Source organism: Arthrobacter sp. TJ-265, assembly GCF_058269135.1.
In genome coordinates this window covers 488,500-513,600 of record NZ_JBZCND010000002.1, presented here as the reverse complement: position 1 = coordinate 513,600, position 25,101 = coordinate 488,500, and the positions used below count along the sequence as shown (strand labels likewise).

Sequence of the window (25,101 nt, the reverse complement as noted above, 5' to 3'; positions counted from 1 at the left end):
GCGGACGGCGGCGAAGGCAGGCCACAGCCGTTGAGTGGACAGAAGGGCGACCGTCAGCCGCTGCCGGGTCATCAAGCCCGCCGGGCGATCACGCGAGGAGCTTGGCCTTCTGTGCCGCGAACTCCTCCTCGGTGAGGATCCCGTCCTCCTTCAGGGCGGCGAGTTCCCGGAGCTGGGTGATCATGTCCTTGGCGGGCTCCGGCGCGGCGGGTGGTTCGGCGGCGTCCGCGTACTCCGGTTCCTGCGCGGCCATGTCCTGTTCGTAGGCCCGGCTGCGGTCGGCGGCGGTGTGCGCGTCGCGGTCGGCGAACTTGGCGGCCTGTCGGCGCTGCACCCGTCCGCTCACGGCGGTGGCGGTGCCGGCGACGACGGCGGTGCGGGCTACCCCGCGCAGTAGACCTGGCATGTCGTGATCTCCTCAGTTGGTCTCGTCGAGCGCGTCGAGCGCCTCGATGATGTCGGTGGCGGGAATGCGTGCGCTGGCGATCAGTTCGCCACCACTCGCGCGGACCGCGGCCACGAACCGCGCGGCCCACGTATTCTCGTAGACGATGAGCGCCGCCACAGTGCCGGGACTCATGGCAGCGGTCGCCTGGACGATGTCCTCGACTCCGAGGATCCCGGAGGATGCCCCGGTGAAGGAGGAGAACCCGCCGCTCTCGGAGATAGGGTCGGTGAGCTCGATGACGTCGACGCTCCCGTCCTCCGCCTTGCGGACGATCTGGAGGTCGAAGAGGCGGATCACCCCTCGCTCCACGAGGTCCATGAGCGCGGGGGCGGCCTCGCCGGTCAGGCGCTCGGGTGAGAACTCGAGCAGGACGAAATCGATCGGGGCGACGAGAGTCTCGTCGTCGACTGCTGACGTGGGTGTCGTGGTCACTGCAGTTCCTCCTGGAGATCGGTATGTAACAGGGGGTGCCGGTCGTGCGGGATGCCGCTAGTGGAGGGCCTTCTCCTTCAGCGACTCGTATTCCTCCGCCGTGATCGCTCCGCTCTGGTACAGGGACGCGGCCTTGCTGATCTCGTCGGCGGAGCTGACACCGGCGATCGAGCGGATGCGCTCAGTCTCGTACTCCTGCTGCTGCTGGATCACCTTCATCTGCCGCTCACTCATGCCCTGCCCGCGTGCGATCACGTAGACGAGTGCCGTGACGAACGGGAGGAACAGGAGGAAGATCAGCCAGACCGCTTTCGCGAATCCGCCCAGCTCGTGGTCACGGAACAGATCGCCGATGATCGAGAACAGGACCATCAGATACGCGATGAAGGCGAAGGTCCAGAAGAAGAACCAGACGAAATCCCAGATGCCTTCCAGAACGTCCATGACAGATCTCCTCGTATAGCCCGATGGGTGCCGAGTGCGGGAGTGCACACCACACCTTGGCATCAGGCTAGGGGGCCCGGGAGGGATCAAACAGGGTCGATGGTCCCGCCGCGCGAGCGATCACGACGCCTCGCTGGGAGGCGTCGTATGGACAGCGCGTGTGGTCTTGCTGAGCGCTGACCAGGCAGTCGGGATCCGGACATGGCAGTCGGGATCCGGACAGACAGGAGGGCGCGGCGGGACATCCGCCGCGCCCTCCTGTCGGCGCCTGACTGCTCCTGGAAGGTGCTGTCAGGCGTTCGCTGCCTCTGCCTTCTTCGCCGGCGTCGTCGTGCCGTTGGTCGGGAAGCCGTCCGGTTCGACATCGTGTGCCTGCACGGTCGCGACGTGGTCGTGCGACGACGGCGCCGTGTGGGTGCTCTTCTCGAAGCGGACGATGATCTGCTTCGACCTCGGGGTGTTGCTGCCCTCGGCGACCTCGTCGAGCGGGACCAGCACGTTCGCCTCCGGGTAGTACGCGGCGGCACAGCCGCGCGCCGTCGGGTACGAGACCACGCGGAAGGCGCGGAGCACGCGCTGCACGCCGTCGTCGTACACGCCGTGGACGTCTACGTTCTGGCCGTCCTCCAGGCCCAGCTCGGCGACGTCCTCGGGGTTGATGAACACCACGTGGCGGCCCTTCTTGATGCCGCGGTAGCGATCGTTGTGACCGTAGATGGTGGTGTTCCACTGGTCGTGGGACCGCAGCGACTGCAGGATCAGCGTGCCCTCGGGGCGCTCGAGGTACTCGAGGTCGTTGACGGTGAGGACGGCCTTGCCCGTGGGGGTGTTGAACGTCCGCGAGTCGCGCGGCCCGTTCGCCATGATGAAGCCGCCCTCCCGGCGGATCTTCTGGTTGTAGTCCTCACAGCCCTCGACCACGTTGGCGATGTGCTCGCGGATGAGGTCGTAGTCCTTCTCGAAGCCTTCCCAGTCCGCGTCGATCTTGCCGTCGATCGTTGCGCGGGCGAGTCGGCTGATGATCGCCGGTTCGGAGAGCAGGTTGTCGGAGACGGGTTCGACGCTGCCCCAGGAGGGGTGGACGGCGCACACGGTGTCCTCGACGGAGACGAATTGCTCGCCGGTGGCCTGACGGTCGATCTCCGTGCGTCCCTTGCAGGGGAGGATGAGCGCCTCCTCGCCGGTGATGAGGTGGGAGCGGTTGAGCTTGATGGAGATCTGCACCGTCATGTCGGTGTTCTCGAAGGCCTTCTCCGCCACCTGCGTGTCGGAGATCGCCGAGACGAGGTTCCCGCCGAGCGCCACGAGGACCTTGACCTGTCCGTCCCGCATGCGGCGGATGGACTCCACGGCATCGACGCCGTGTTCCCGGGGCGGGTCGAAGTTGAACTCCTTGCCGAGGGCGTCCATGAAGGTCTGGGGCATCTGCTCCCAGATCCCCATGGTGCGGTCGCCCTGGACGTTGCTGTGGCCGCGGATGGGGGAGGCGCCGGCGCCGGGCTTGCCGATGTTGCCGCGGAGCAGCAGGAGGTTGATCATCTCCTTGATGGTGGCGACGCCCTTCTTCTGCTGCGTGATGCCCATCGCCCAGGTGATGATCACCTTGTCGGCAGCGAGGTAGCGGGCAGCGAGTTCGTCGATCTCCTCGATCCGCAGGCCGGTGGCCTCGATGACCGTGGCGTCGTCGAGCTTCAGCAGGTAGTCGCGCAGCTCGTCGAGGCCCTCGCAGTGCTCCTCGAGGAAGGCGTGGTCCAGCACCGTCCCCGGGTTCTTCGCCTCGGCCTCGAACACGCGCTTGGAGACGGCCTGCAGGAGGGCCATGTCGCCGCCGAGCCGGATCTGGAGGAACTGGTCGGCGATCTCGGTGCCCTTGCCCGCGACACCCTTGGCCTTCTGGGGGTTCTTGTAGCGCTTGAGGCCGGCTTCGGGCAACGGGTTCACGGCGACGATCTGGCCGCCGGTCTCCTTGCAGGCCTCCAGCTCGGTGAGCATGCGAGGGTGGTTCGTTCCCGGGTTCTGACCCATCACGATGATGAGGTCCGCGTCGGCGTAGTCGTCGAACGTGACGGTCGCCTTGCCGATGCCGATGGTCTGGCCCATGGCCCAGCCGGAGGACTCGTGGCACATGTTGGAGCAGTCCGGCAGGTTGTTGGTGCCGAAGCCGCGGACGAAGAGCTGGTACAGGAACGCGGCCTCGTTGGAGGTGCGGCCGCTCGTGTAGAACGCGGCATCGTCCGGGGCGTCGAGGCTCTTGAGCTTGTTGCCGACGATCTCGAAGGCCTCGTCCCAGCTCACGGGCCGGTAGTGGTCCTCGCCGGCGGGCTTGTACACGGGCTCCACGAGGCGTCCCTGCATGCCCAGCCAGTACTCGGAACGCTCACGGAGATCGGTGATCGAGTTCTCGGCCCAGAAGTCCGAGGAGATCACCACGGGCGCTGCCTCCCAGGTGACCGCCTTGGCGCCGTTCTCGCAGAACTCGAAGGTCTTGCGCTTGGCGGGGTCGGGCCAGGCGCAGCTCGGGCAGTCGAAGCCGTCCTTGTGGTTCATCTTGAGGACGGTCTGGAGGGTGCGCTTCACGCCCATGTGCTCGATCGCAGGCTTCATGGAGTAGTAGACGCCGGGGAGGCCCGCTGCCCAGTCCTTGGGCCCCTTCGAGACCTCGATGTCCTTCTCGTCGACTTCGTTCACACGGGGTTCACTGCGCGTCATCGCGGACGTCCTCCTTCGTGGCCCAGGGATGGGCACTCCTCGACAGGTGGTCCACCCGCCCTGATACCTCAGGCCTAACAGGCTACCGGGTGGGGCCGCAAGCCTTCCACGCCTGGCCGGCGCGGTTTGACTCGGGAGACCGCATTCGTGCGATGAACGACGCCGGCGCGCCCGGTTTAGTTAGTTGACCTAACGAAATGACGGGAGTAACGTTACTTAGAGCAACGAAGTATATGAGTCGGGAGTCTCGATGTCCGTAGGACAGTCCACCGCCGGAGAACTGGTGCACAACATCTTCGACCTGCAGCGTGCGCTGCGAGCGGTCACAGCGGCGGGCATGAAGTACTCGGAGCTGGGTCCGGCTCACACGGGGGTCCTCTTCTTCATCGATGAGGGTGGGCCGCTGCGAGCATCTGCGTTGGCTGCCCGGCTCGGCATCGGCCCGTCCGCCCTCAGCCGGCAGCTCGCCGACCTCGAGCAGTACGGCTTCGTGGTCCGCGCCCCGGATCCGCTGGACGGGCGGGCGTGCCTGCTCTCGCTCTCACCGCGGGGTCGCGCGTGTCTTGCTGAGACGTACGAGCGCAGGGCAAAGACCCTGCGGGAGGTCCTGTCCGGGTGGACGGAGAGCGAGGCCGAAGCGGCGTCGCTCTCCGTCCGGCACCTCACACTCGCGTTGCGGTCGGCCGGACCGCCCGACGCACCACCTCCTGAAGCACCACACACAGCACTCGACAGCACGGGCAACGACGGCCGTTCCCACCTGGACCCCGCGTCCGAGATCATGAAGGAAGAACGCTGATGGCCACCCATCCCACCCGAACGAAGGCAGTCGGGGTCTCCGACCGGCAACCGGTCCCGACGTCGCACCACCACGGGGCCGGCGAGCCCATGAGCCACAAGCAGATCCTGCAGGCCCTCACAGGCCTGCTCGCAGGTCTGTTCACGGCGATCCTCAGCAGCACGATCGTCGCGAACGCCCTGCCGACCATCATGAGCGACCTCAACGGGTCGCAGACCGACTTCGCCTGGGTCATCACGGCCGCACTGCTCGCCAATGCGGCAACCACCCCCATCTGGGGGAAGTTCGCCGACCTGTTCGACAAGAAGGTCCTGGTGCAGCTCAGCATCGTGATCTTCGTGGCGGGGTCGGTCCTGGCGGGGTTCGCCCAGACCATCCCGCTGCTCCTCACGGCCCGTGTCATCCAGGGTGTCGCCATGGGTGGCCTGACCGCCCTGGCGCAGGCGATCATCGGCACCATCATCGCCCCGCGTGAGCGCGGGCGGTACTCCGGCTATATGGGCGGCGTCATGGCCGTGGCGACGGCCGGAGGCCCGCTCCTCGGCGGCTTCATCGTGGACTCGCCCCTCGGCTGGCGCTGGACGTTCTTCGTCTGTGTGCCGCTCGCGATCATCGCCCTGGTGCTGCTGCAGGTCACCCTGAAGCTCCCGGATACGCGCCGCAAGGCCAGCATCGACTGGCTCGGATCCATCCTGCTCACGGCGGGCGTCAGCCTGCTCCTCATCTGGGTCTCCTTCGCCGGCAAGGAGGGCTACTACGAGTGGTTCTCCCGTGATAGCGCCCTCATGGTCGGCGGCAGCGTCATCCTCCTCGCCCTCCTCCTCGTGGTGGAGTCGAAGGTGACCGAGCCGATCATCCCGCTGAAGATCATCTCCCAGCGCACCACGGCCCTCGCCATCATCGCCTCGATCACTGTCGGCGTCGCCATGTTCGCGAGCTCGAGCTACCTCGGCCAGTACTACCAGGTGGCACGCGGCGCGACACCCACCGAGGCCGGGCTGCTCACCATGCCGATGATCGCCGGCAACCTCATCGGTTCCATCGGCGCCGGGCTGCTCGTGACCCGGTTCGGCAAGTGGAAGCGGTTCCTGGTCGCCGGCTCCCTCTTCCTCATCGCAGGGCTCGGTCTCGCCGGGACCATCGACCACCTGACCGAACTGTGGGTCGTGGGCATCTATACCTTCGTCTTCGGCCTGGGCCTCGGACTCCTGCTGCAGAACCTCGTCCTCGCGGTCCAGAACACCGTGGCGGTCAAGGACATCGGCACCGCCAGTGCGTCCGTCGCCTTCTTCCGTTCCATGGGCGGGGCGGCCGGCGTCGCCGTCCTGGGTGCCATCCTCGGTACGCAGGTGGAGACCAGGACCACCGAGGGGCTTGCTGCTGCCGGCATCCCCGTCAGTGGAGGTGCGGCGGGCGGGTCGCTCGACCTCGTGGACCTGCCGGCGCCCATCGCCGACATCGTGCGGGCCGCCTACGGCGACAGCACGGCGCTGATCTTCCTGATCACCGCGGTCATCGCTGTCGTCGGACTCGGCTGTGTCCTGTTCATCAGGGAGACCCCGCTACGCCGGACGGTCGATTTCGCCCAGGCCGCGCCGGCCGGTCCGGCGGCGTCCATGTCACCCGCGGCGACGGGTGCGACGCCGTCGGTCGCCGGTGCGCCGTCGGACGCCCGGCCCGGTGCTTCGGGCCTTGGCGCGTCGTCGGACGCCCGGTTCGGCGCTTCGGTTCCTGGCGCGTCGTCGGACGCCCGGGTCGATGTGCTGTCGATCAATGCCGATGTGCGGCCGGCCGCCGGCGTCGACCACCAGGGTGCGGCCGCTTCGGACCGGAACGACGCCGATGGGCGTCGGACGGTGGGCGAGTCCGACGTCGTGGCCGTCCAGCCGTCCCACGGCCGGCACAGTGCCGGTCCGGTGGAGATCCACCGGGCCGATGTGGACCGTGCAGCCAGGGAACTGTCCGAACTGTCGGCCAGGGAGCTGACCGAATTGTCAGAGCTGGACGAACTGACTGAACTGTCCGTGCTGGACGAGCTGTCCGCATCATCCGGGCTCTCCGCAGCGGACGTGCATGTCGAGGACCGCGCCGGGGCAGACCGCTAGTCCTGATCCGCAGGAGCAGCAGTACCAGCAGTAGGACGAGCAGTACGCCAGGCCGCCGGGTGATCCCGGTGGCCTGGCGTCATGAGGGCTGGTCCTCGTCCATCGGGCCGGGCGCCTGCGGTGTCGGGTAATTCGAGTGCCGGACCGGCCAGTTCTGCCGGACCTGCCCGGCGACCGGCAGAAACCTGCCCGGAGGTCTGCGCAGCCGTGCGCCTACGCGATACCGGTGGTGCCGAGCAGCGATCCGACGAGATAGGTGAAGGCCATGGCCAGGGCTCCGCCGATCACGAGGCGGATCGTCGCGCGGCGTCGTGAACTCCCGCCCACGTGGGCGCTGATCGCCCCGGTGATCGCCAGGGCGACGAGGACCGCCACGAAGGTGACCGGGATCCGGAACTCGGCGGGCGGGAGGAGGATGGCCAGCAGGGGGAGGACCGCACCGGCCGCGAACGCCGCCGCAGACGCGAACGCCGCGTGCCAGGGATTGACGACCTCGAGCTCGTCGATGTTCAGCTCGGCGGACAGGTGGGCTGCGAGGGCATCATGCTCCGTCAGCTCGGCAGCGACCTGCCGGGCCGTCCCGGGAGTCAGCCCCTTCTGCTCGTACAGACCCGCGAGCTCGGCGAGTTCGCCGTCGGGATCCTCCGCGAGCTCCTGGCGCTCCTTCGCGATCAGGGCTTCCTGGCTGTCCTTCTGGCTGCTGACGGAGACGTACTCTCCCAGCGCCATGGACACGGATCCGCCGACCACCGCGGCTGTCCCCGCGACCAGGATGGGTGCGACCGCGTTCGTCACGCCGGCGACGCCGACGACGGTCGCGGCAGTGGACACGATGCCGTCGTTCGCTCCGAGGACCGCAGCACGCAACCAGTTCAGGCGGCCCGCCACGCCACTGTCATGAGGCTCGCTGCGCTGGACCGGCATATCCGTCATGGAAGCAGTAAAGCATCGCACCCCTCGCCCGGCTACGGAGGATCGGCTTGCCTTGCCACCCCCAGTAGCATCGAGGAGTGAAACCGTTCCTGCTCCTGGCCACCCGCGTCGACGACTACGCTGCCGACGCCGAATTCCAGAGCTTCCTGAGCTTCGGTGGCCTTACCGAGGGCCAATTGCGGCGCGTCCGGCTCGAGTCCGGGCCCTTGCCCGAGCTCGATCTCGCGGACTACTCCGGGATCTTCCTCGGCGGCAGCCCTTTCAACTCCTCGGACCCGGAGGAGTCGAAGGGCGACGTGCAGCTGCGCGTGGAGAGCGAACTCGGCCGGCTGCTCGACACGGTGGTCGCCGAGGACTTCCCGTTCTTCGGCGCCTGTTACGGGGTCGGCACCCTCGGTCGGCACCAGGGCGCCGTCATCGACTCGACGTATGGGGAGCCGATCGGCGCCATCGAGATCACCCTCACCGACGACGGCCGGACGGACCCGCTGCTCGCCGGGCTGCCGTCGTCGTTCTCCGCCTATGTGGGACACAAGGAGGCGTGCGCCACGCTGCCGTCGTCGGCGGTCCTGCTGGCGTCCTCGGCGACCTGCCCGGTGCAGATGTTCCGGGTGCGCGAGAACGTGTACGCCACCCAGTTCCACCCCGAGCTCGACGTCGAGGCGCTCATCGGCCGGATCAGGACCTACAGGTACGCAGGGTACTTCCCGCCCGAGGAGGCCGACGACTACATCCAGCGGGCACGTGCCTCCGCCGTGGACCACCCGGCAGCCATCCTCGGCGCGTTCGTGCGGCGGTACGCGCGGGACTGAGGAGCGCTTCAGCAGGTCGCGCCACCATGGAAACGCGTCCTGACGAGGGGCGGTGCCGGGAGGTACTGTCGGAAGACACGCCGCGCAGGGCGACACAGAAGAGGTAGCCGTCATCCGTTTCCGCACGAGATCGAGCACGAAGACCGCACGGGCCGGCCGCACCGTCCCCGTCACGCCGGAACCCGGCGAGAAGCGCCACCACCAGGTGCTGATCGTCGGCGGTGGCAACGCCGGCGTCTCCCTGGCCGGGCGGCTGCGCAGGTACCGGTTCAAGGATGTCGCCGTGATCGAACCGCGGAGCCGGCATTTCTACCAGCCGCTCTTCTCTCACATCGCCGGCGGCACGGCGGACGCCTTCGAGGCCGTGCGCCTGCAGTCAGAGGTCATGCCGCGGGGGATCACCTGGATCCAGGACAAGGCGACGGACGTCAGTAGCGGCTCCAACACGGTGCTGCTCGCCTCCGGCAGCGCCGTCACCTACGACCACCTGGTCGTCTGTCCCGGGATCCAGAACGACTGGACCGCCATCCCCGGGCTCAAGGAGGCGATGGAAGGGCCGCACGGCGCGTCGAACTACGAATACGAGCTCGCGCCCAAGGCCTGGAAGCTGTTCCGGGACCTCACCCGCGGCACCGTCGTCTTCACCCAGCCGCCCGGACCGGCGTCGTGCGACGGCGCGGCGCAGAAGCCCATGTACCTCGCCTGCAACTACTGGCAGCGCCAGGGTGTGCTCAAGGACATCCACGTGGTCCTCGCCGTGTCCACGCCCACCATCTTCGGCATGGACATCATCGACGAGGAACTCAACAGGAAGATCGAGGAATACGGCGTCGACGTCCGGTACAACACCGAACTCGCCTCCGTGGACCCGGAGGGCCGTACCGTCGAGCTGACGAACACCGCCAGCGGCATCTCGGAGACCCTCGGCTACGACATCCTCCACGCGGTGCCGCCCCAGTCCGCTCCCGAGTGGCTGAAGTCCACGGAGCTGCCGGCGCACGGGAACCGGACGGGCTTCGTCGAGGTGGACCCCGTGATCCTCCGTCATCCGCGCTTCCCCAACGTCTGGTCCCTGGGCGATGCCGCGTCGACGCTCAATTCGAAGTCCGGGGCTGCGCTGCGTATGCAGACGACGGTCCTCGCGAAGAACCTCCGGGCCGTGCGCAAGGGGAAGAAGCCCACCGCGCAGTACAACCACTACTCGGCCTGCCCGTTCGTGGTCAGCCACAACACCGTGGTCTTCTCGGAGTTCGATGACAAGTACGCTCCGATGCCGACGGTGCCGGGGTGGGACGATCTCGCCCGCGAACGACGCCTCACGTATGTGCTGGAGCGGTTCGTGCTGCCGAAGGTCTACTGGAACCTCATCCTGAAGGGCCGCGCCTGACCGTCACTCCGGCGCGGACGGCTCCGCGGACGACGGCGGGGCGCCGGGTGTGCCGGCGCCCCGTCGTCGGTCCGTGGCCTACTTCGACAGGAAGCGGAGCAGGATCTCGTTGATCTCGGTGCCGTGTGTCCAAAGCATGCCGTGCGGGGCGTCCTCGATCTCCACGTATTCGGCGGAGGGGAGGCGCTTGGTGAACTCGCGGCCGGTGGAATCGATCGGGAGGATCCGGTCGTCGGTGCCGTGCACGATGAGGGCGGGGACGGTGACCTTCCCGACGTCGCTGCGGAAGTCGGTCAGCCAGGAATCGACGACGGCGAACGACGCGTACCAGGACGCCCCCGAGGCGACGTTCCAGGCGTTGCGAAGTGCTTCCTCGCTGAGGCGGTTGCCGAGGAAGTTGTCCGTGTTGAAGAAGTCGTTGTAGAAGTTCGTGAACCAGGCGTAGCGGTCCTCGACTGCCGCACTCCGGATGCCGTCGAACACCGAGCTGGGCACGCCGGAGGGGTTGTCGTCGGTCTGGAGCAGGAACGGCTCGAGCGACGCGAGGAAGACGGCCTTCGCCACGCGGGACTCGCCGTAGGTGCCGATGTAGCGGCCCACTTCGCCCGTACCCATCGAGAAGCCGACGAGGACGGCGTCGTTGAGGTCGAGCGTCTCCAGGACCATGTTCAGGTCCGCGGCGAAGGTGTCGTAGTCGTAGCCCGTCGTCGGCTTGCTGGACCGGCCGAAGCCGCGGCGATCGTAGGTGATGACGCGGTACCCGGCGGTCAGGAGCGCAGCGGTCTGCTTCTCCCACGAGCCGCCGTCGAGGGGATATCCGTGGATGAGGACGACGGGCTGGCCCGCGCCGTGGTCCTCGTAGTAGAGCTCGATGTCCGTGCTGTTCTCGGTGCCGACCTTGATGAAGCCCATGTGTGTGGTCCTTATCTCGAGCGGGGAGAACGTCCGTTCTCCCTCGGTGGCCAATATAGAGAACGTTCGTTCTCAATTCAAGTAGAATGGATAGATGACGAGCCCCGAGATCCGCAGCCGCATCGTGGAGACCGCCGACGGGCTCTACAACGCGAAGGGCATCCAGGCTGTCGGCATGGACGAGCTGCGCGCCGCCGCGCACGTCTCGCTCAAGAGGCTCTACCAGGAGTTCCCGTCCAAGAGCAGCATCGTGATGGCCGTCCTCGAACGCCGGCACCGGTCCTGGGCCGCGGGGCTCCATGCGCAGGTCCGCGCGGCGGGAAGTCCGAGGGCCCGGCTCCTCGCGATCTTCGACTACCTCGCGCAGTGGTTCGGCGAGGACTCCTTCCGCGGCTGCGGCTTCATCAACAGTTTCGCTGAACTCGGTGCCATGAGCCCCGAGGTCGCCGAGTACGCGAGAAAGCACAAGGAGTCGTTCCAGGAGTACGTCGGAGACCTGGCGGAGGCGGCGGGCGCTCCGCCGTACCTGGCGCCGCAACTGTCGATCCTGGCTGAAGGCGCGCAGACGACGGCGGCGATCGCCGGTTCCTCGGAGGCTGCGGGTCAGGCGCGCCGGGCGGCGGAGGTACTCATCGACGCGGCCCTGCGTGAAGGGATCAGGGGAGCGGCCTAGGCCGTCAGGTCCTGGTAGTCGGGGTTGTCCTCGATGAAGGCCGCCACGAATTCGCACTGCGGGACGACCGTGAGGTGTTGCCCGCGGGCGTCGTCGAGCGCGTACCGGATGAGGGTGCTTCCGATTCCCTGACCCTCGACGCCCTGATCCACGACCGTGTGCGTGAAGGTGATCGCATCGTCGGACAGTTCGTAGGCGGCAGTGCCTACGGGGTTGCCGTGGAGGGTGGCTTCATAGCGGCTCTCGGCCTCGTTGTGGTTGACCTGGACGTCCGTGGAATCGGTGCTCATCCCGTCACCCTTGCATCCGTGATGGCAGGGGTCAACCAACAGGTGCAGCCGGTGCGGCGTTCGCTTTTCCTGCGGAGGAGCAGGCCTCCCCGCTGTGCCGCCGCCCACGATGTACGGTCTGAACCATGACCTCGAACATTCTGGTGACCGGTGCAAGCAGGGGCATCGGCGCGGCCATCGCCCATGATCTCGCAGGGCGTGGACACCGCGTCGCAGTCCACGCCGGTCGTGATGAGCACGCCGCTACCGCTGTGTGCGAAGGGCTTCCAGGGGACGGTCACGTCGTGGTCGTCGGGGATGTCGGCGACCCCGAGGCCTGCCGGCGCATCGTCGACGGGGCCGTGGGCGGACTGGGTGGTCTCGACGTCCTGGTGAACAACGCCGGCATGTTCGTGGCGCACCCCATCGATGCCGTGTCCTTCGAGGACTGGCAGGGAGCATGGCGCCGCACGCTGGATGTGAACCTCCTGGGGCCCGCGAACCTGGCCTGGCTCGTCGCGCGGCATCTCCTGGACCGACCGGCGGGGCCGGAGGGTGGACGGCTTGTGAGTGTGGGGTCACGCGGGGCCTACCGGGGTGAACCCGTCACGTCGGCCTACGGCGCGAGCAAGGCGGCACTCCACTCCATGACCCAGTCTCTCGCCGTAGCGCTCGCTCCCCGCGGAATCCTCGCGGCCGCCGTCGCACCGGGGTTCGTCGAGACCGACATGGGCAGAACCGTGCTCGACGGTCCGGGTGGTGACGCGGTGCGCGCACAGAGTCCGTTCAACCGTGTCGCGACGCCGGAAGAGGTGGCGCAGACGGTCGCCTGGCTCGCAATCGATGCTCCGCTCTGGGTCAGCGGCACCGTGGTGGACGTCAACGGGGCGTCCTACCTGCGGTAGTCGGCGCGGTGTGTCCGGCCGGCGGGAGGCGCCGGGGTGCGTCCTACTGCGGGAGTTGTCGGGGTGCGTCCTACCTGCGGTGGTTGTCGCTATGCGTCTGACCCGCGGGAGGCGCCGGGGCGGGTCCTACCTGCGGTGATCGGCGCGGTGTGTCCGGCCTGCGGGAGGCACCGGGGCGGGTCCTACCTGCGGTGGTCGTCGCGATGCGTCTGACCCGCGGGAGGCGCCGGACGGGTCCTACCTGCGGTGGTTGTCGCGGTGCGTCCGGCCTGTGGTGGTTGGAGCGGTGTGTCCGGCCTGCGGGCGCCGGGGTGCGTCCTGTCTTCGGTGGTCGCCGAAGTGCGTTTGGAGGAGGCAGTTACCGCCTGCCCGGAAGGCCGTTATCACCGTGGTGCGGTCCGACGAGGGTGGTCGTCCCGGAGGACGATACCCGCAGCGCGGCTAGAGGAGATGGATGCCGCTGTGGGCGAGGGCTTGCAGGTCGGACCTGCGCTCGAGGTGGCGGTGGAAGAGCTCCCCGTTGGTACCGTCCGCGGAGGCCAGAGACGATCCTGCTGCGATGAAGGCGGTGCCCAGGCGGATGAGCGTCCGGGACGCGAGACCTCCCCGGGGTGGGCCGGCGAGCGCCGGGTAGCCGGCGTGAAGGGCTGTGCTGGTCATGACGACTCCTGCAGGTCGATGAGGGGGAAGGCGTTGAAGTGGATCTGGACGGGGCGGGTTGCCGGGGTGCCCGGCTCGGAGCGGTAGGCGTCGAGCTTCTCGCGAAGGATCTCGCTCATGTCGAGGGCGAGGGCGGCGAGTTGGTCCGCCGTCAGGTGGGCGTTCATCGTTGCGATCACGGCTGCGTCCGCCCATTCGGGTGGGACGGACTCGGAGCCACTGGCCATGAAGGTGGCGAGTGCCTCGGACCGGCCGCGTTCGAACTGGCGGTTCACCTGCCGCGCGGCTTCCCGTGTGGTGGGGTCCTGCTCGAGTTCGGGAGTGCTGAGGGTCAGGGACCCCCGGGGCCGTTCCCACCACCGCTCACGGGCGGACCCGCGATCCGCCACCTCCCGGACGAGCCCGTAACGCGCCAGCTGCCTCAGGTGGTAGCTCGTAGCCCCACTCGACTCGCCGATGCGTTTGCCGATGCTGCTCGCGGTCTGCGGCCCGTAGCTGGACAGGACCTCGAGCAGCTGGATCCTGAGGGGGTGAGCGAGGGCCTTGAGTGCTGCCCCGTCGACGACGCGGTCGCCGTCGTTGGCGGGCTGTCTTCCACTGCCGTTGGCTTCATCCATGACATCAGTGTGCCATTGCAAAGAACTATTTGCAATGGTTTCTTTGCGCTTCCTGTTGTTCTCTTCGCTCAGTGCGCACTACCGCCGTCGGGCATTCGCCGGACAGGGGATATTCGCGGTGCGGCAGGTGCTGGCCGGGCATCGGGGAGGCTGGACGCGTGACGCGCGGTGACGACGGCGGGTGGACGGCGGCGTCTCGGCCCACTTACGCTCGTGAGCAGAATCAAGAGCTCCAACGCAAAACCCTGGTTCGTTGGACGGCAACCCTCTCGCTGTAGTGGGGTGCCCCAGGTGAGGATTCGGCCGGCACAGGCAGTGCGGGCAAGTATGGCGCTTCCGCCACGGCAGTGCCCCGACATGAGGAATCTTCATGCCCACATCACCGCGCCGTATCCGCTTCAACGCTTTCGACATGAACTGCGTAGGTCATCAGTCGCCGGGGCTGTGGCGCCACCCCGACGACCAGTCGTGGCGCTACAAGGACCTGAGCTACTGGGCCGATCTGGCGAAGACCCTCGAGAAGGGCTTGTTCGACGGCGTCTTCATCGCCGATGTCCTCGGCACGTACGACGTCTACGGCGGGTCCAACGAGGCCACCCTGCGGCAGGGGACGCAGACGCCGGTCAACGACCCGTTCCTGCTCGTCTCCGCGATGGCGCTCGTCACCGAGCACCTCGGGTTCGGCGTCACGGCAGGCACCGCCTACGAGCACCCCTATCCCTTCGCGCGCCGGCTCTCCACGCTGGACCATCTCACCAAGGGGCGGGTCGGCTGGAACGTGGTGACCGGGTATCTTCCTTCTGCCGCACGCAACATGGGCCAGGAGGACCAGCTCGAGCACGATGCGCGTTACGACCACGCGGATGAGTACCTCGAGGTCCTCTACAAGCTGCTCGAGGGGTCCTGGGAGGACGACGCCGTGGTCCGCGACCGCGAGACGGGCGTCTTCACGGATCCGGCCAAGGTCCACGACATCGACCATGACGGCAAGTACTTCAAGGTGCCGGGGATCCATCTCAGCGAGCCGTCACCGCAGCGGACGCCGGTCATCTTCCAGGCCGGCGCGTCCTCCCGTGGCATCGCCTTCGCGGCCGGCAACGCGGAAGCGGTGTTCGTCGCTGCACCCACGAAGGAGCGGCTGAAGGACGTGGCGAGGAAGATCCGGGATGCCGTCGAAGCCGAGGGTCGTGACCGCTACTCGGTGCGGATCTATACGCTGCTCACCGTCATCACGGACGAGACGGAGGAGAAGGCCCAGGCCAAGCACGCCGACTACCAGCAGTACGTCAGCTACGAGGGAGCCCTCGTGCTCGTCTCGGGGTGGTTGGGCGTGGATCTCTCCGTCTACGACCCGGACGAGCCGCTCGGCAACGTCAAGTCCAACGCCATCCAGTCCGCCGTGGCCAACTTCCAGAAGGTGAACGACGACGGCTCGCCGTGGACCGTGCGGGACATCGCCGAGTCGGCGGGGATCGGTGGGCTCGGTCCGCGCATCGTCGGCTCGGGTGTGCAGGTCGCCAATGAACTCCAGGCGTGGGTCGAGGAGACCGACGTCGACGGCTTCAACCTCGCCTATGCAATCACCCCGGGGACTTTCGAGGACATCATCGAGTTCGTCGTGCCGGAGCTGCAGAAGCGTGGTGCGTATCCGACGGAGTACACGGAAGGGACATTGCGGCAGAAGCTGTTCGGGAAGGGCGATCGTCTGCCCGAGGAGCATCGCGGTGCGCGGTACCGACTCCAGACGATCCGCCCCTGACGCATCGGTTGATCGGTCGCTGACGCCTCCGCGGGTGTGGTGCCAAGGTGTCGGTCGGGTTCGCCGCTTTCGCGTCGGCTATTGACGCCTCGCTGGGTCCCGCACCGGCAGTCCGGCCCGTCCGGTCGGACGTGTCAGCAGGGTCCCGAGGTGTCCTGAGCATTGGCGGCGGTCCTGGGGAATAGGCCTGCGCTGGCGGCGGAACACCCGCAGGAAGGTGGCCAGCCCGAGGTGCGGGGACTAGCGTCGAAGACAAGGTATCCGACGATCAGTCATTCGACAGAAGGAGTTCCCATGTCACGCGTAGCCATCATCGGTGGGCACGGAAAAGTAGCCCTGCACCTCACGAAGATCCTCACGAGCCAGGGTCACCAGGTCAGTTCGATCTTCCGCAACCAGGACCATGCCGGCGATGTCGAGCAGGCGGGCGCGACCCCCGTGGTCGCTGACGTCTCCGAGTTGTCGGTGGCGCAGATGACTGAAGTCTTCCGTGGCCACGACGCCGTCGTCTGGTCTGCCGGTGCAGGTGGCGCGAGCCCTGAGGCAACGTATGCCGTGGATCGTGACGCGGCGATTCGTTCGATGGACGCTGCCCAGGAAGCGTCGGTGGGCCGTTATGTCATGGTGTCCTACCTCGGGGCACGCAAGGACCACGGAGTCCCCGAGGACAACGGCTTTTTCCACTATGCCGAATCGAAGGCTGCGGCTGATGAGCACCTGCGCAACTCGGAACTGGCCTGGACCATCCTCCAGCCCGGAGTTCTCACGACCGATCCGGGAACCGGCATGATCGAGGTGTCTGCCGAGCCGCAGCAGGACTCGGTGGCCCGCGAGGACGTCGCGCTCGTGGCCGCAGTCGTGCTTGGCAACCTCGGCACAGTGGACAAGACCATCCAGTTCAACAGCGGTGAGACGCCGGTGGCGGAGGCCATCGAAGCAGCACTGTAGTCCAGGTCCGCGATGTGAAGGCGACGTCCCATTGTGGGCGTCGCCTTCTGCGTGCCAGGCGACCGTCGCCCTCGGTGTGCCGTGGGGGACGGTCCTGATTCACGAAGGCCGGCACCTGGCACGTGGTAGAGAGGGCACCGCACGCGCGACATGCATCCGGCGGACCGGGCGCATCGGGTGCACCGCTCCGAATGAACTTGATGGACCTGACGAACCTGACGGACCTGACGGACCTGACGGATCGGACGGATCGGACGCACCGGACGCACCGGACGCACCGGACGCACCGGACGCACCGGAAGGGCTGAGCGCATGAGGTGCATTGCTCCGGGCTCACCCATCATCCGGTGCTGTGCTCCAAGAAGTCCGTGGTGTGCTCCGAGGCGTCCGCGTTCAGCTCGGAGGCATCCTCGACCAGTGCCTCGTCGACGGATTGCCCGGCCTGCCAGTACCTGTTCCGTCGGGCGCTTCGCGGAGGGCCGAGCGTCCGCGGGGCGGTGAACCACGGAATGCCTTGGCGGGACTGAACAGTCCATGCACCCTGATGGATGACGTGGTGATGGCGTGAACACAACAGGACGCCGTTGTCGATGCTCGTCGTGCCGCCCCTGGACCAAGGCTTCAGGTGGTGTGCTTCGCACCAGCTGGCCGGGATGGAGCAGTCAGGGAAGGCGCAGCCCTTGTCCCTCGCAACGAGCGCTCGCCGAAGATGCGGGGGAAACAGCCGTTGCGCCCGTCCGATGTCGAGTACCTGGTCCTTGCCGCCCAGCACCAGCGGGATGATGTCGGCATCGCACGCCAGTTTCCTGATGCTGCCTGCACTCATCTGCCCGGAGAAAACCGCATACCCCGCCCGGTGTGAGGCGCCGATGAGGTCCCTGTGATCGATGGTCACCATGATCTGCGGTCGGTGGCCGCCGGTCGAAGGAAGCGCTGCAGTGCTCAGTGCGACCCTACAGGCGGCGACGAGTCCATCCAGGAGGGACTGAGCCCTCGTTGCCATCGGGGGATCAGCGAAACCGGCTCTGCTCTCGTTTACGTCCCGGTCATCCGGTGAATGCCGGTCATGAGAGGCGTGTGCCCCCGTGTGTCGAGTGCACGGTACTCCTCGGACGTCCGAAGCCCTCGAGGGCCCCGAAGACCCCGGTCCGCCGCCCGGCGCAGCCGCATCCGTCCGTCCCGATGGGCCACGTGGATTCGCTGCTGAATTCATGACAGTCGCGAGTAGCTCGAACTGCTCATCCGTCGCCCCGATCTCGACGAAATGCAGTCCATGGCGCCGCCCTCGGAAGAAGACGCCTTGCCGCGCACGCAGCACCTTCTCCGTCGGCTCCTGCCCGTCCTGATCGAGGACGCCTTCCCATCGACGTGCCAGTACCCGCAGGATGTCTTCGTCGGCCTCCATCGCCTGCCGTGTCAGGTGGTGCTCCATCGACTCGAGTTGCTGAGGTGTGGCGAAGAACTCCACCCGCTGTAATGCTTGAGCGACGACCGTCGCTGCCCGCCCGCTGATGCGGCCCGAGGTCACCGCGGCGCCCAGCGTTGCGAGCCGGGCAGGAACAGGTGCCCCGGTCGGCGAGGTACGGGGGAGTAGTACGTCTGCGAGGCACAGTCGGCGCTTCGCTTCTGCTCGGCTGATGCCCAGCGTGGCACGGAGGAAGTCCGTGCAGTTCCTGAATCCGTTGCCGGGCGATGCGGGCGAGGTTTCGGTGGCAGGACCAGTGAGGACGTTTCCGCTGATCGATTGCTCGGCCCGCGCAAGGAGCGAACCGCCGCCCTGTCGCTCGTCGTCACTGTCAGCAAGGTGGTGATCCTCGGCGAGACGGGCGGCGAGGATCTGCAGGTGGTCCACGATCCTCGAGGCGTGCTCGATCCTCAGAAGGAAGTCCACGGCGTCCTGCCGCGACCGGGTGCCACCTACCTGGCCGATACCGCGGGCGCATTCGGCAAGCGCTGTGCATGCCACGTCCAGGGAATCCGGAGGTGCGGTGAGGCCCTCGACAGGTGCGGTGGTCATGCCTCAATTTTATAGAACGTGCGTACTAATAGCGCGGTGAGGGCGCGAATGTGGAGGAAGAGTCACCCTCACTTATCCACATAGGTAGCAGGTGTGGAATCCCAGCGGCCCTCTGTTCCACAGGACCGCAACTCCGCACACCGGCACCCTCGAGGCGCCGTCAAGCCTGCGGGCGCACTCGGAGGCGTCCCGCCGTCGTCCGCTTCTCCGAAATCCTGACCGCGCCCTTGAAGGAGCCCCAGCGGATCATTCCGCCCGCGTGATGCGAGACCCGCAGCGGCGTCGGTCCGGTGCCTACAGGCCCGCGGCGGCGTGGAAGGTCCGGAGCGCCTCGACGACGAGCCGGTGGTCCTCCAGCTGCGGCAGGCCGGAGACCGTCACCGTGGCGACCGGGCCGACACCCTGGATGTACAGCGGGAAGGAGCCGCCGTGCGCGGCGAACGTCGTCGTGTCGAACAGGGGATCGTCCTCCACCCGCCCACCATTGCGGCGCCCCCGGAGGCCGACCAGCAGGGAGGGAACGCGGTATCGTTCGGCGGTGCGGCTCTTCGCGTCGAGCCAGTAGTCGTTGTCGGGCGTGGTCCCGTCGAGTGCGGCCCGGAACAGGATGTGGTCCGGCCGTCGGATGCAGACCGCGATCGGCAGGTTGCGACCCGCACCCAACTGGACGATCAGCTGCCCCAGAGCAACGGCGTCGTCGTTTGTGAAGCGGGTGAATTGGAGTTCGTCGACTTCCCTCTCGACCGTGGCAATCAGCGCCTCGAGCGCCTCGGCAGACTGTTCGCTGCCGCCGTCGGGATCGAACGGTAGGACGGCTGTCGGGAGGGCGTCATTGCTCATCTCCTTAATTTACGTCGTCGGCGGGATATGGCGGACTTTTCCTCTGTTGTTTAGGAATTTTCTTCGGAGTGCGGTCCGAGGCCCGAATGTGCCTCCTGCCGCCGTCGAACACGCCGCGGCGACGGCGTAGGCGCCCGGGCCGCGTCAGAGTCCCGGCGCGCAGGGCCCTGCGCCGAGGAGAGCGAGCCCTGCGAGGTCGCCCTCGCCGAACGAGGCCTGCCCGACATTCTCCGTGTACATCAGCTCGTCGGGGTCGTCCACGTGGTCGAGTCCGACGACGTGCGCGAGCTCGTGCATGATCGTCGCCCTCAGATACGCGCGTCCGTCCGGGTATCCGAGGGATATGGCGGCGTCGGGCGCATCGAGCTGCACCTGCCCGCCCACGTAGACCAGCGGCTGCCCCGGCGCCTGGGCGTAGTCGCTGCCGCCGAGCCCCGCGATGTCCCCGGCGAGTCCCGGGATCTCCTCAGGGCTGGTCCACGTGATCAGGACCGGCACCCAGGTCTTCCCGTACAGCTCCGGCTGGTAGAGGTCGCGCTCTTCGCTGGGTGCCTCGGTGGTGGTGCCGTCGTCGACGAATTGCAGGCCCGTGGCGGCGGACACCGCGGCGACGGCCTCCTGGATGAGTCCCTCCGACCCGGCCGGGGCGTTGTCGGGCCGGACGACGTAGTGCACGGGACGGCAGGGGTCGTAGGCCACCCACTCCTGCTCCTCGACGGGCGAGTCCATCAGCGTGAACGACGTCGACGACGGCGCCGGCGGCGGCGTCCCGAGCGGCACGCCGTGGGCTTCGACTCCACGGGGCGGCACGTCGGCACCGGGCAGGTAGGGCAGCGCGACCGGCAGGACGAAGCGGTCGAACAACGACGGCGTCGCATACAGGGCGGCGATCAGGATCAGGCCCGCTACCGTGCCGAATCGTCGTTTCCGCTTGCGGCCCGATGCGTTGCGCCTCCCGGCCGGCGCCCCCTCGAAGGCCGGCGCCCGCTCGTAGGTCGGTGCGCCCCGCCAGGACGGGGGAGTGGACGGCGTGCCGAGGGCGTCGTCGAGCGCCCACCGCGGGATCCTGCCCGACGGCGACCGCTGGACGGCCTTCATCCGAGCGTCGCGGCCCTCGTGGTACCACTCGCGATCCATTGCCCCCATGCGCCCCGCACCTCCCCAGCCGACTGATCCCCGCACCATCCTGCTGTACGGCCGACGCCGGATCAGGGCGAGTGGCGAGTCCTTGGGGAAACCTGAGCGAAGGCTGCCGCTCCGCGAACGGGTAGCGGGCGGTACCGTGGACCGGCCTACCCCGCAGCGCCGCCGAGGAAGTCGTTCGCTGCCGCCATTCCCTCTCGCAGCACCCGGTCCGCGAGCGGCGACGCGCCGGGCAGACTCCGCGCCACCCGTTCCGCGATGCAGGAGGTCGCGTCCGGTCCTCGCCCGTGGTCCAGCATCGCGAGCCAGAGTTCCCGCACGGTGTCACAGGTGCTCGTCCGTCCCGTGCGCCCTGCGACGATCCACCCTTCTCCGATCACCCGGACGACCGGCCTGCCCGGCAGGCCGTCGACGAGTACATTGACCATCTGGGCCACGAGCAGCAGGTCCCGCATCCGCCGGACCGGGCCGAGGACCGGATCCGCGATGCCGGCGCGCCCGCACGCGCCGCACATCAGGGGTTCAGGACGCGAGCCGTCACGGCATCACGTCACCCGAGTTGGGGCCGAGTGTCTGGCCGACGAAGAGGTTCCCGCCCGGATCGCTCGCGAGGAGCAGGGCTGTCGGTGCGACCTCGGCCGGCAGGCCGAACCTCCGCAGCGGCAGCTCCTTGCGCTTCGCGGCCTTCCAGTCCTCGGAGATCGCGTCGACGAGCGGCGTCTCGATCGGCCCCGGGGCGATGCAGTTGGCGAGCACGTTGTCCGCCGAGACCTCGAGGGCGAGCGCCTTGGTCATGCCGATCACGCCTGCCTTCGCTGCGCTGTAGTGGCCCAGCCCCATGCCGCCCTTGATGCCGAGCTGCGAGGAGATGTTGATGATCCTTCCCCATCGCTGGTGCCGCATGGGACCGATGACCTCCCGGCAGCACAGGAACACGCCGGTGAGATCCACCGATATGGTCTCCGTCCACAGTGCGACCGTCATGTCCTCGAGGGGGGACTCGGTGAGCAGTCCGGCGCTGTTGACCAGGACGTCGATGGTCCCGATCCCGTCGCGTGCCTCCGCGAAAGCCTCCCTCACGCTCTCTTCCCGTGCGACGTCGACTTCGATGATCCCCGGACCGGGGACACGGTCCATCACCACCACCCTGTCCTCCTGGGCTGCGAACGCCTCGGCGATCGCCGCCCCGATGCCGCTGCCACCGCCGGTCACGACGACGGCCCGGGGTCCCGTGCGGCGACCGCCAGGGCCCGCCGTCATGCGCGCATCTTGATGGTGAGGCCGCCGTCGACGACCAGCGACTGTCCGGTCACGTATCGGGAGGCGTCGGAGGTCAGGAAGCCGATCACGTCCGCGACTTCCTCCGGCCTGCCGACACGACCCCAGGGGATGTCCTTGCCCGCCCGTTCGAGGCCCTCGGGGCCGAGGGAGTTGACGGGGTCGAGGGACTGCGGTGTCTCGATCAGGCCCGGGATCACCGCATTGGCCCGGATCTCCCGCGGACCCAGCTCCGAGGCGACGCTCCGGATAAGTCCGAGCACGCCCGACTTCGCCGCGGCGTAGTGGGCATGTTCCTCCCATCCGTAGATGCCCCCGGCGATCGAGGACACGGCGACGAGCGCACCGGGCCCCGTCATCCGCTGGGACGCCGACCGGAGCGTCCGGAGCACGCCGGTCAGGTCGACGTCGAGCATCGCGTTCCAGAGGTCGTCCGTCAGGTCGTCGAGCGGGGCGTTCCGCAGGATGCCCGCATTCGCGACGGCGTAGTCGAGGCGCCCGTACTCGTCCAGGGCGCGCTGGGCGAAGGCGTCCACCGATTCGGTGGAGCGCACGTCGACCTCGTGGATGACGGCGTCACCGCCCGCGGCCCGCACGCCGGAGAGGGTCTCCTCCGGATCGTGCGGGTCGCCGGGGAAGGTGCCGATGACGGTCCGGACGTTCCGGCCCGCGTAGTGGACGGCCAGTGCGCGGCCGATCCCGCTGGCGGCGCCTGTGACGATGGCTACCTCAGACTGCTGCATGCGGTTCCTCGAGGGCGACGGCGGCGACGGGTCGCGCGGCGACCATCAGGACGCCGGAGAGGAGGGTGCCGACGGCTCCCACCCAGAGGGCGGCTGCGCCGGTGCCCGCCTGCGCGGCGACGATTGTGAAGAGCGCGCCGCCGATGATCGTCCCGGGCTGGCTCATGGCGCCGATGAACGCGAGGCCGGTGGCACGGCAGCTCACGGGGTAGCACTCGGCCATGAAGTACTGGATCGCGGCGTAGGGCCCCACCAGGAAGAACAGGCCGGTGCCGTACGTGAGGATGATCAGGAACGGGCTGGACACGAGCGGGCTCAGCATCACGGCGAAGGACAGGCCGGAGATGATCCAGCCCACGATGATGGTCCTCTTCCGGCCCACCTTGTCACCGATCCAGCCGTGGAACACGTAGCCGAAGTAGGCGAGCAGGTTGATGACGATGAGCATCCAGAAGGCGTCCGACAGTTCCACGCCCTTGGCGTTGGCGAGCACCGAGGTGCCGAGGACGCTGAAGATCGCGATGCCGAAGAAGTTGAGGATCCAGGCGAGGGAGAAGACGATCGTGTTGCGGCGGAACTCCGGCTCCCAGATGCGCTTCAGGGGCGACGTCGAGGAGTGCTCGACGCCGTAGGCGCCGGCCAGCGCGTGGGCTTCGTCGCTCTTGCCCCCCTTCTCCAGTTCGGTGAGGCGCTGGTGCAGCTCGAACTGCGGCGTCTCCTTCAGCTTCTTGCTGATGAGCAGGACGATGATGATCGCAGGGATGGTCGCCATGAGGTACAGCGCACGCCAGCCGAAGATGGGCAGGAACACCAGGGCGAGGGCGCTCGCGAGCAGGAAGCCCAGCGGCCAGCCGCCCTGGATGAAGGAGTAGTGGAAGCCGGGACGCTTGCGCTTCCGCTCGTCCTCCGTGACCTGGTAGACCTCGTTCATGTAGGTCGCGTTGACGGCCTGCTCGGAGAAGCCCAGTCCGCCGAAGGACCGCACGAAGACGAGGAGCGAGTTGCTGATGACGCCGAGGCCGGCGGGGATGAAGGCCGTGACGCCCGAGACGACGGCGGTACCGCCGACGGTGAGCATCATGCCCTTCTTGCGGCCGAGCCGGTCGATCACGGGGCCGACACCGAAGCACACGATCGCCGTTCCGACGGCGATCCAGGTGTTGACCGCATAGGCCTCCGGTGCCGTCCAGCCGAACTCCTCCTGCATGGCCGGCAGCAGGGTGCCGAACAGCCCGTAGTCGAAGACGGCGACGGTCCAGGCGCACAGGGCGAGGACGGTCGCCGTGCTGGTCTTCTTCTTGGAGAAGACGGGGAACTGCCGTTGCTCGTTCCCGGTCGGCGTCGAGAGATCGACGCCCGCCTCTTTGGTGGACATCAGTTGCCTTCCTTTCGGGGGTTGCGTGCCAGGAACGAGTCGGCGATCTGGTCGAAGGTGTGCCAGGTCACGCCCTCGTGCGAGTTGAAGTGCTGGATGAGGCGCTCGAGCATGAGGAGGACCTGCGGGCGGCCCGAGACGTCCGGGTGGATCGTCATGGTGAAGACGGCGGTGTCCATCTCGGCGTAGACCCAGTCGAACTGGTCCCGCCACATCTGCTCGATGTCCCGCGGGTTGACGAACCCGTGAGAGTTGGGCGCCGCCTTGATGAACATCATCGGAGGGAGGTCGTCGAGGTACCAGTTCGCGGGGATCTCGACGAGGTCGGTCTCCTGCCCCCGGACGAGCGGCTTCATCCAGGCCTCGGCGGGCTGGCTGTAGTCGATCTTCGTCCAGCTGTCCCCGACCCTCACGTAGTAGGGCTCGAAGTCGTTGTGCATGAGGGAGTGGTCGTACTTGATGCCGCGCTCGAGCAGGATCTCGTTGGTGATGGGGGAGAACTCCCACCACGGTGCGACGTAGCCCGTGGGGCGACGTCCCGAGACCTTCTCGATGAGCTCGATGGACCTGTCGAGGATCGCCGTCTCCTGTTCGCGGGTCATGGCGATCGGGTTCTCGTGGGAGTAGCCGTGGACGCCGATCTCGTGCCCTGCGTCGACGATCATGCGGGTGAGATCGGGGAAGGTCTCGAGCGAGTGGCCCGGGACGAACCAGGTGGAGGGGAGGGAGTACTTCTCGAAGAGGCGGAGGATCCGCGGGCCTCCGACGTCTCCGCTGAAGAGTCCGCGGGAGATGTCGCAGGGGGAGTCCTCGCCGCCGTAGGAGCCGAGCATTCCGGCAACTGCATCGACGTCGACGCCGAAGGCGATCTGGATGTCTTTCGTCATGGGTGG

The 25,101-nt window shown here is 67.7% G+C and carries 25 protein-coding genes and 1 riboswitch; of the genes, 8 read left to right on the top strand and 17 right to left on the bottom strand.

All coding sequences use genetic code 11. The annotated features are described in order from the left end of the window. Window positions 1-88: 88 nt before the first annotated feature. The 4 genes from AC4D2E_RS10925 to AC4D2E_RS10910 all read right to left on the bottom strand — a co-directional run bounded on the left by AC4D2E_RS10925 (window position 89) and on the right by AC4D2E_RS10910 (window position 4,033). Window positions 89-406, bottom strand: coding sequence for an SHOCT domain-containing protein (locus AC4D2E_RS10925; protein WP_490952638.1), 318 nt, complete (start codon window positions 404-406; stop codon window positions 89-91). Between the two features lie 12 nt (window positions 407-418). Continuing rightward, on the bottom strand, window positions 419-880 hold the full coding sequence (locus AC4D2E_RS10920; RefSeq protein WP_104168668.1) for a DUF6325 family protein: 462 nt from the start codon (window positions 878-880) through the stop codon (window positions 419-421). 57 nt (window positions 881-937) lie between these two features. Continuing rightward, the gene (locus AC4D2E_RS10915; RefSeq protein WP_104168667.1) at window positions 938-1,324 is read right to left on the bottom strand and encodes an SHOCT domain-containing protein; all 387 of its coding nucleotides are present in this window, start codon (window positions 1,322-1,324) and stop codon (window positions 938-940) included. A gap of 291 nt (window positions 1,325-1,615) precedes the next feature. Further along, the gene (locus AC4D2E_RS10910) at window positions 1,616-4,033 is read right to left on the bottom strand and encodes an FdhF/YdeP family oxidoreductase (RefSeq protein ID WP_490952637.1); all 2,418 of its coding nucleotides are present in this window, start codon (window positions 4,031-4,033) and stop codon (window positions 1,616-1,618) included. 250 nt (window positions 4,034-4,283) lie between these two features. Here AC4D2E_RS10910 and AC4D2E_RS10905 point away from each other — a divergent pair, with 250 nt between their 5' ends. After that, window positions 4,284-4,832 (top strand): MarR family winged helix-turn-helix transcriptional regulator, encoded by a 549-nt coding sequence (locus AC4D2E_RS10905; protein WP_490952636.1) that lies wholly within the window; start codon window positions 4,284-4,286, stop codon window positions 4,830-4,832. An 89-nt stretch (window positions 4,833-4,921) separates the two neighbouring features. Then, complete coding sequence (locus AC4D2E_RS10900) at window positions 4,922-6,937, top strand: MFS transporter (RefSeq protein ID WP_490952716.1); 2,016 nt, start codon at window positions 4,922-4,924, stop codon at window positions 6,935-6,937. Window positions 6,938-7,150: 213 nt separating this feature from the next. Here AC4D2E_RS10900 and AC4D2E_RS10895 read toward each other — a convergent pair whose 3' ends face one another. Further along, complete coding sequence (locus AC4D2E_RS10895) at window positions 7,151-7,870, bottom strand: VIT1/CCC1 transporter family protein (protein ID WP_490952635.1); 720 nt, start codon at window positions 7,868-7,870, stop codon at window positions 7,151-7,153. Between the two features lie 77 nt (window positions 7,871-7,947). On the opposite strand from AC4D2E_RS10895, the gene AC4D2E_RS10890 reads away from it, so the two are divergent. After that, a complete protein-coding gene (locus tag AC4D2E_RS10890; RefSeq protein WP_490952634.1) occupies window positions 7,948-8,682 on the top strand; it encodes a glutamine amidotransferase in 735 nt (244 codons plus the stop codon). Between the two features lie 205 nt (window positions 8,683-8,887). After that, entirely contained in the window at window positions 8,888-10,069 is a 1,182-nt protein-coding gene (locus AC4D2E_RS10885; RefSeq protein WP_490911104.1) for an NAD(P)/FAD-dependent oxidoreductase, read from the top strand. A gap of 78 nt (window positions 10,070-10,147) precedes the next feature. Here the strand turns inward: AC4D2E_RS10885 and AC4D2E_RS10880 are convergent, their stop codons facing one another. Then, entirely contained in the window at window positions 10,148-10,981 is an 834-nt protein-coding gene (locus AC4D2E_RS10880) for an alpha/beta fold hydrolase (RefSeq protein WP_490952633.1), read from the bottom strand. Between the two features lie 94 nt (window positions 10,982-11,075). Between AC4D2E_RS10880 and AC4D2E_RS10875 the strand changes: the two genes are divergently transcribed. Continuing rightward, window positions 11,076-11,654: a TetR/AcrR family transcriptional regulator gene (locus AC4D2E_RS10875; protein ID WP_490952632.1), complete on the top strand. Its 579-nt coding sequence runs from the start codon at window positions 11,076-11,078 to the stop codon at window positions 11,652-11,654. Here the strand turns inward: AC4D2E_RS10875 and AC4D2E_RS10870 are convergent. Then, window positions 11,651-11,944, bottom strand: coding sequence for a GNAT family N-acetyltransferase (locus AC4D2E_RS10870; RefSeq protein ID WP_490952631.1), 294 nt, complete (start codon window positions 11,942-11,944; stop codon window positions 11,651-11,653). The two genes, AC4D2E_RS10875 and AC4D2E_RS10870, sit on opposite strands and share 4 nt — an antisense overlap. Window positions 11,945-12,069: 125 nt before the next feature. On the opposite strand from AC4D2E_RS10870, the gene AC4D2E_RS10865 reads away from it, so the two are divergent. Further along, window positions 12,070-12,828: an SDR family NAD(P)-dependent oxidoreductase gene (locus AC4D2E_RS10865; protein WP_490952630.1), complete on the top strand. Its 759-nt coding sequence runs from the start codon at window positions 12,070-12,072 to the stop codon at window positions 12,826-12,828. Window positions 12,829-13,269: 441 nt separating this feature from the next. Here AC4D2E_RS10865 and AC4D2E_RS10860 read toward each other — a convergent pair whose 3' ends face one another. Together AC4D2E_RS10860 and AC4D2E_RS10855 are read right to left on the bottom strand one after the other, a co-directional pair. Further along, complete coding sequence (locus tag AC4D2E_RS10860) at window positions 13,270-13,488, bottom strand: hypothetical protein (RefSeq protein WP_490952629.1); 219 nt, start codon at window positions 13,486-13,488, stop codon at window positions 13,270-13,272. After that, window positions 13,485-14,105 carry a helix-turn-helix domain-containing protein gene (locus AC4D2E_RS10855; RefSeq protein WP_490952628.1) on the bottom strand — a complete coding sequence of 207 codons (621 nt, stop codon included), beginning with the start codon at window positions 14,103-14,105 and terminating at the stop codon, window positions 13,485-13,487. Before AC4D2E_RS10855 ends, AC4D2E_RS10860 begins: the two co-directional genes overlap by 4 nt. Window positions 14,106-14,326: 221 nt before the next feature. Next, a riboswitch (SAM riboswitch) is annotated at window positions 14,327-14,439 on the top strand. Window positions 14,440-14,475: 36 nt separating this feature from the next. Here AC4D2E_RS10855 and AC4D2E_RS10850 point away from each other — a divergent pair. Continuing rightward, window positions 14,476-15,864, top strand: a complete 1,389-nt coding sequence (locus AC4D2E_RS10850; protein WP_490952627.1) for an LLM class flavin-dependent oxidoreductase — start codon at window positions 14,476-14,478, stop codon at window positions 15,862-15,864. A gap of 294 nt (window positions 15,865-16,158) precedes the next feature. Then, the gene (locus AC4D2E_RS10845) at window positions 16,159-16,812 is read left to right on the top strand and encodes an SDR family oxidoreductase (protein WP_490910987.1); all 654 of its coding nucleotides are present in this window, start codon (window positions 16,159-16,161) and stop codon (window positions 16,810-16,812) included. A gap of 340 nt (window positions 16,813-17,152) precedes the next feature. Here AC4D2E_RS10845 and AC4D2E_RS10840 read toward each other — a convergent pair whose 3' ends face one another. The 8 genes from AC4D2E_RS10840 to AC4D2E_RS10805 all read right to left on the bottom strand — a co-directional run bounded on the left by AC4D2E_RS10840 (window position 17,153) and on the right by AC4D2E_RS10805 (window position 25,095). Next, window positions 17,153-18,664, bottom strand: a complete 1,512-nt coding sequence (locus AC4D2E_RS10840; protein ID WP_490952626.1) for an HNH endonuclease signature motif containing protein — start codon at window positions 18,662-18,664, stop codon at window positions 17,153-17,155. A 459-nt stretch (window positions 18,665-19,123) separates the two neighbouring features. Next, window positions 19,124-19,669 carry a heme-degrading domain-containing protein gene (locus tag AC4D2E_RS10835; protein ID WP_104168652.1) on the bottom strand — a complete coding sequence of 182 codons (546 nt, stop codon included), beginning with the start codon at window positions 19,667-19,669 and terminating at the stop codon, window positions 19,124-19,126. 144 nt (window positions 19,670-19,813) lie between these two features. Next, window positions 19,814-20,815 carry a M10 family metallopeptidase domain-containing protein gene (locus tag AC4D2E_RS10830; protein ID WP_490952625.1) on the bottom strand — a complete coding sequence of 334 codons (1,002 nt, stop codon included), beginning with the start codon at window positions 20,813-20,815 and terminating at the stop codon, window positions 19,814-19,816. Window positions 20,816-20,961: 146 nt separating this feature from the next. Beyond that, window positions 20,962-21,327, bottom strand: a complete 366-nt coding sequence (locus AC4D2E_RS10825; protein WP_490952624.1) for a hypothetical protein — start codon at window positions 21,325-21,327, stop codon at window positions 20,962-20,964. A gap of 22 nt (window positions 21,328-21,349) precedes the next feature. Continuing rightward, window positions 21,350-22,072 carry an SDR family NAD(P)-dependent oxidoreductase gene (locus tag AC4D2E_RS10820; protein ID WP_490952623.1) on the bottom strand — a complete coding sequence of 241 codons (723 nt, stop codon included), beginning with the start codon at window positions 22,070-22,072 and terminating at the stop codon, window positions 21,350-21,352. Further along, the gene (locus AC4D2E_RS10815; RefSeq protein ID WP_104168648.1) at window positions 22,069-22,833 is read right to left on the bottom strand and encodes an SDR family NAD(P)-dependent oxidoreductase; all 765 of its coding nucleotides are present in this window, start codon (window positions 22,831-22,833) and stop codon (window positions 22,069-22,071) included. The genes AC4D2E_RS10820 and AC4D2E_RS10815 overlap by 4 nt, the downstream gene beginning before the upstream one ends. Beyond that, complete coding sequence (locus tag AC4D2E_RS10810; RefSeq protein WP_490952622.1) at window positions 22,820-24,208, bottom strand: MFS transporter; 1,389 nt, start codon at window positions 24,206-24,208, stop codon at window positions 22,820-22,822. The genes AC4D2E_RS10815 and AC4D2E_RS10810 overlap by 14 nt, the downstream gene beginning before the upstream one ends. Continuing rightward, window positions 24,208-25,095 carry a polysaccharide deacetylase family protein gene (locus AC4D2E_RS10805; RefSeq protein ID WP_490910981.1) on the bottom strand — a complete coding sequence of 296 codons (888 nt, stop codon included), beginning with the start codon at window positions 25,093-25,095 and terminating at the stop codon, window positions 24,208-24,210. The genes AC4D2E_RS10810 and AC4D2E_RS10805 overlap by 1 nt, the downstream gene beginning before the upstream one ends. Window positions 25,096-25,101 lie beyond the last annotated feature (6 nt).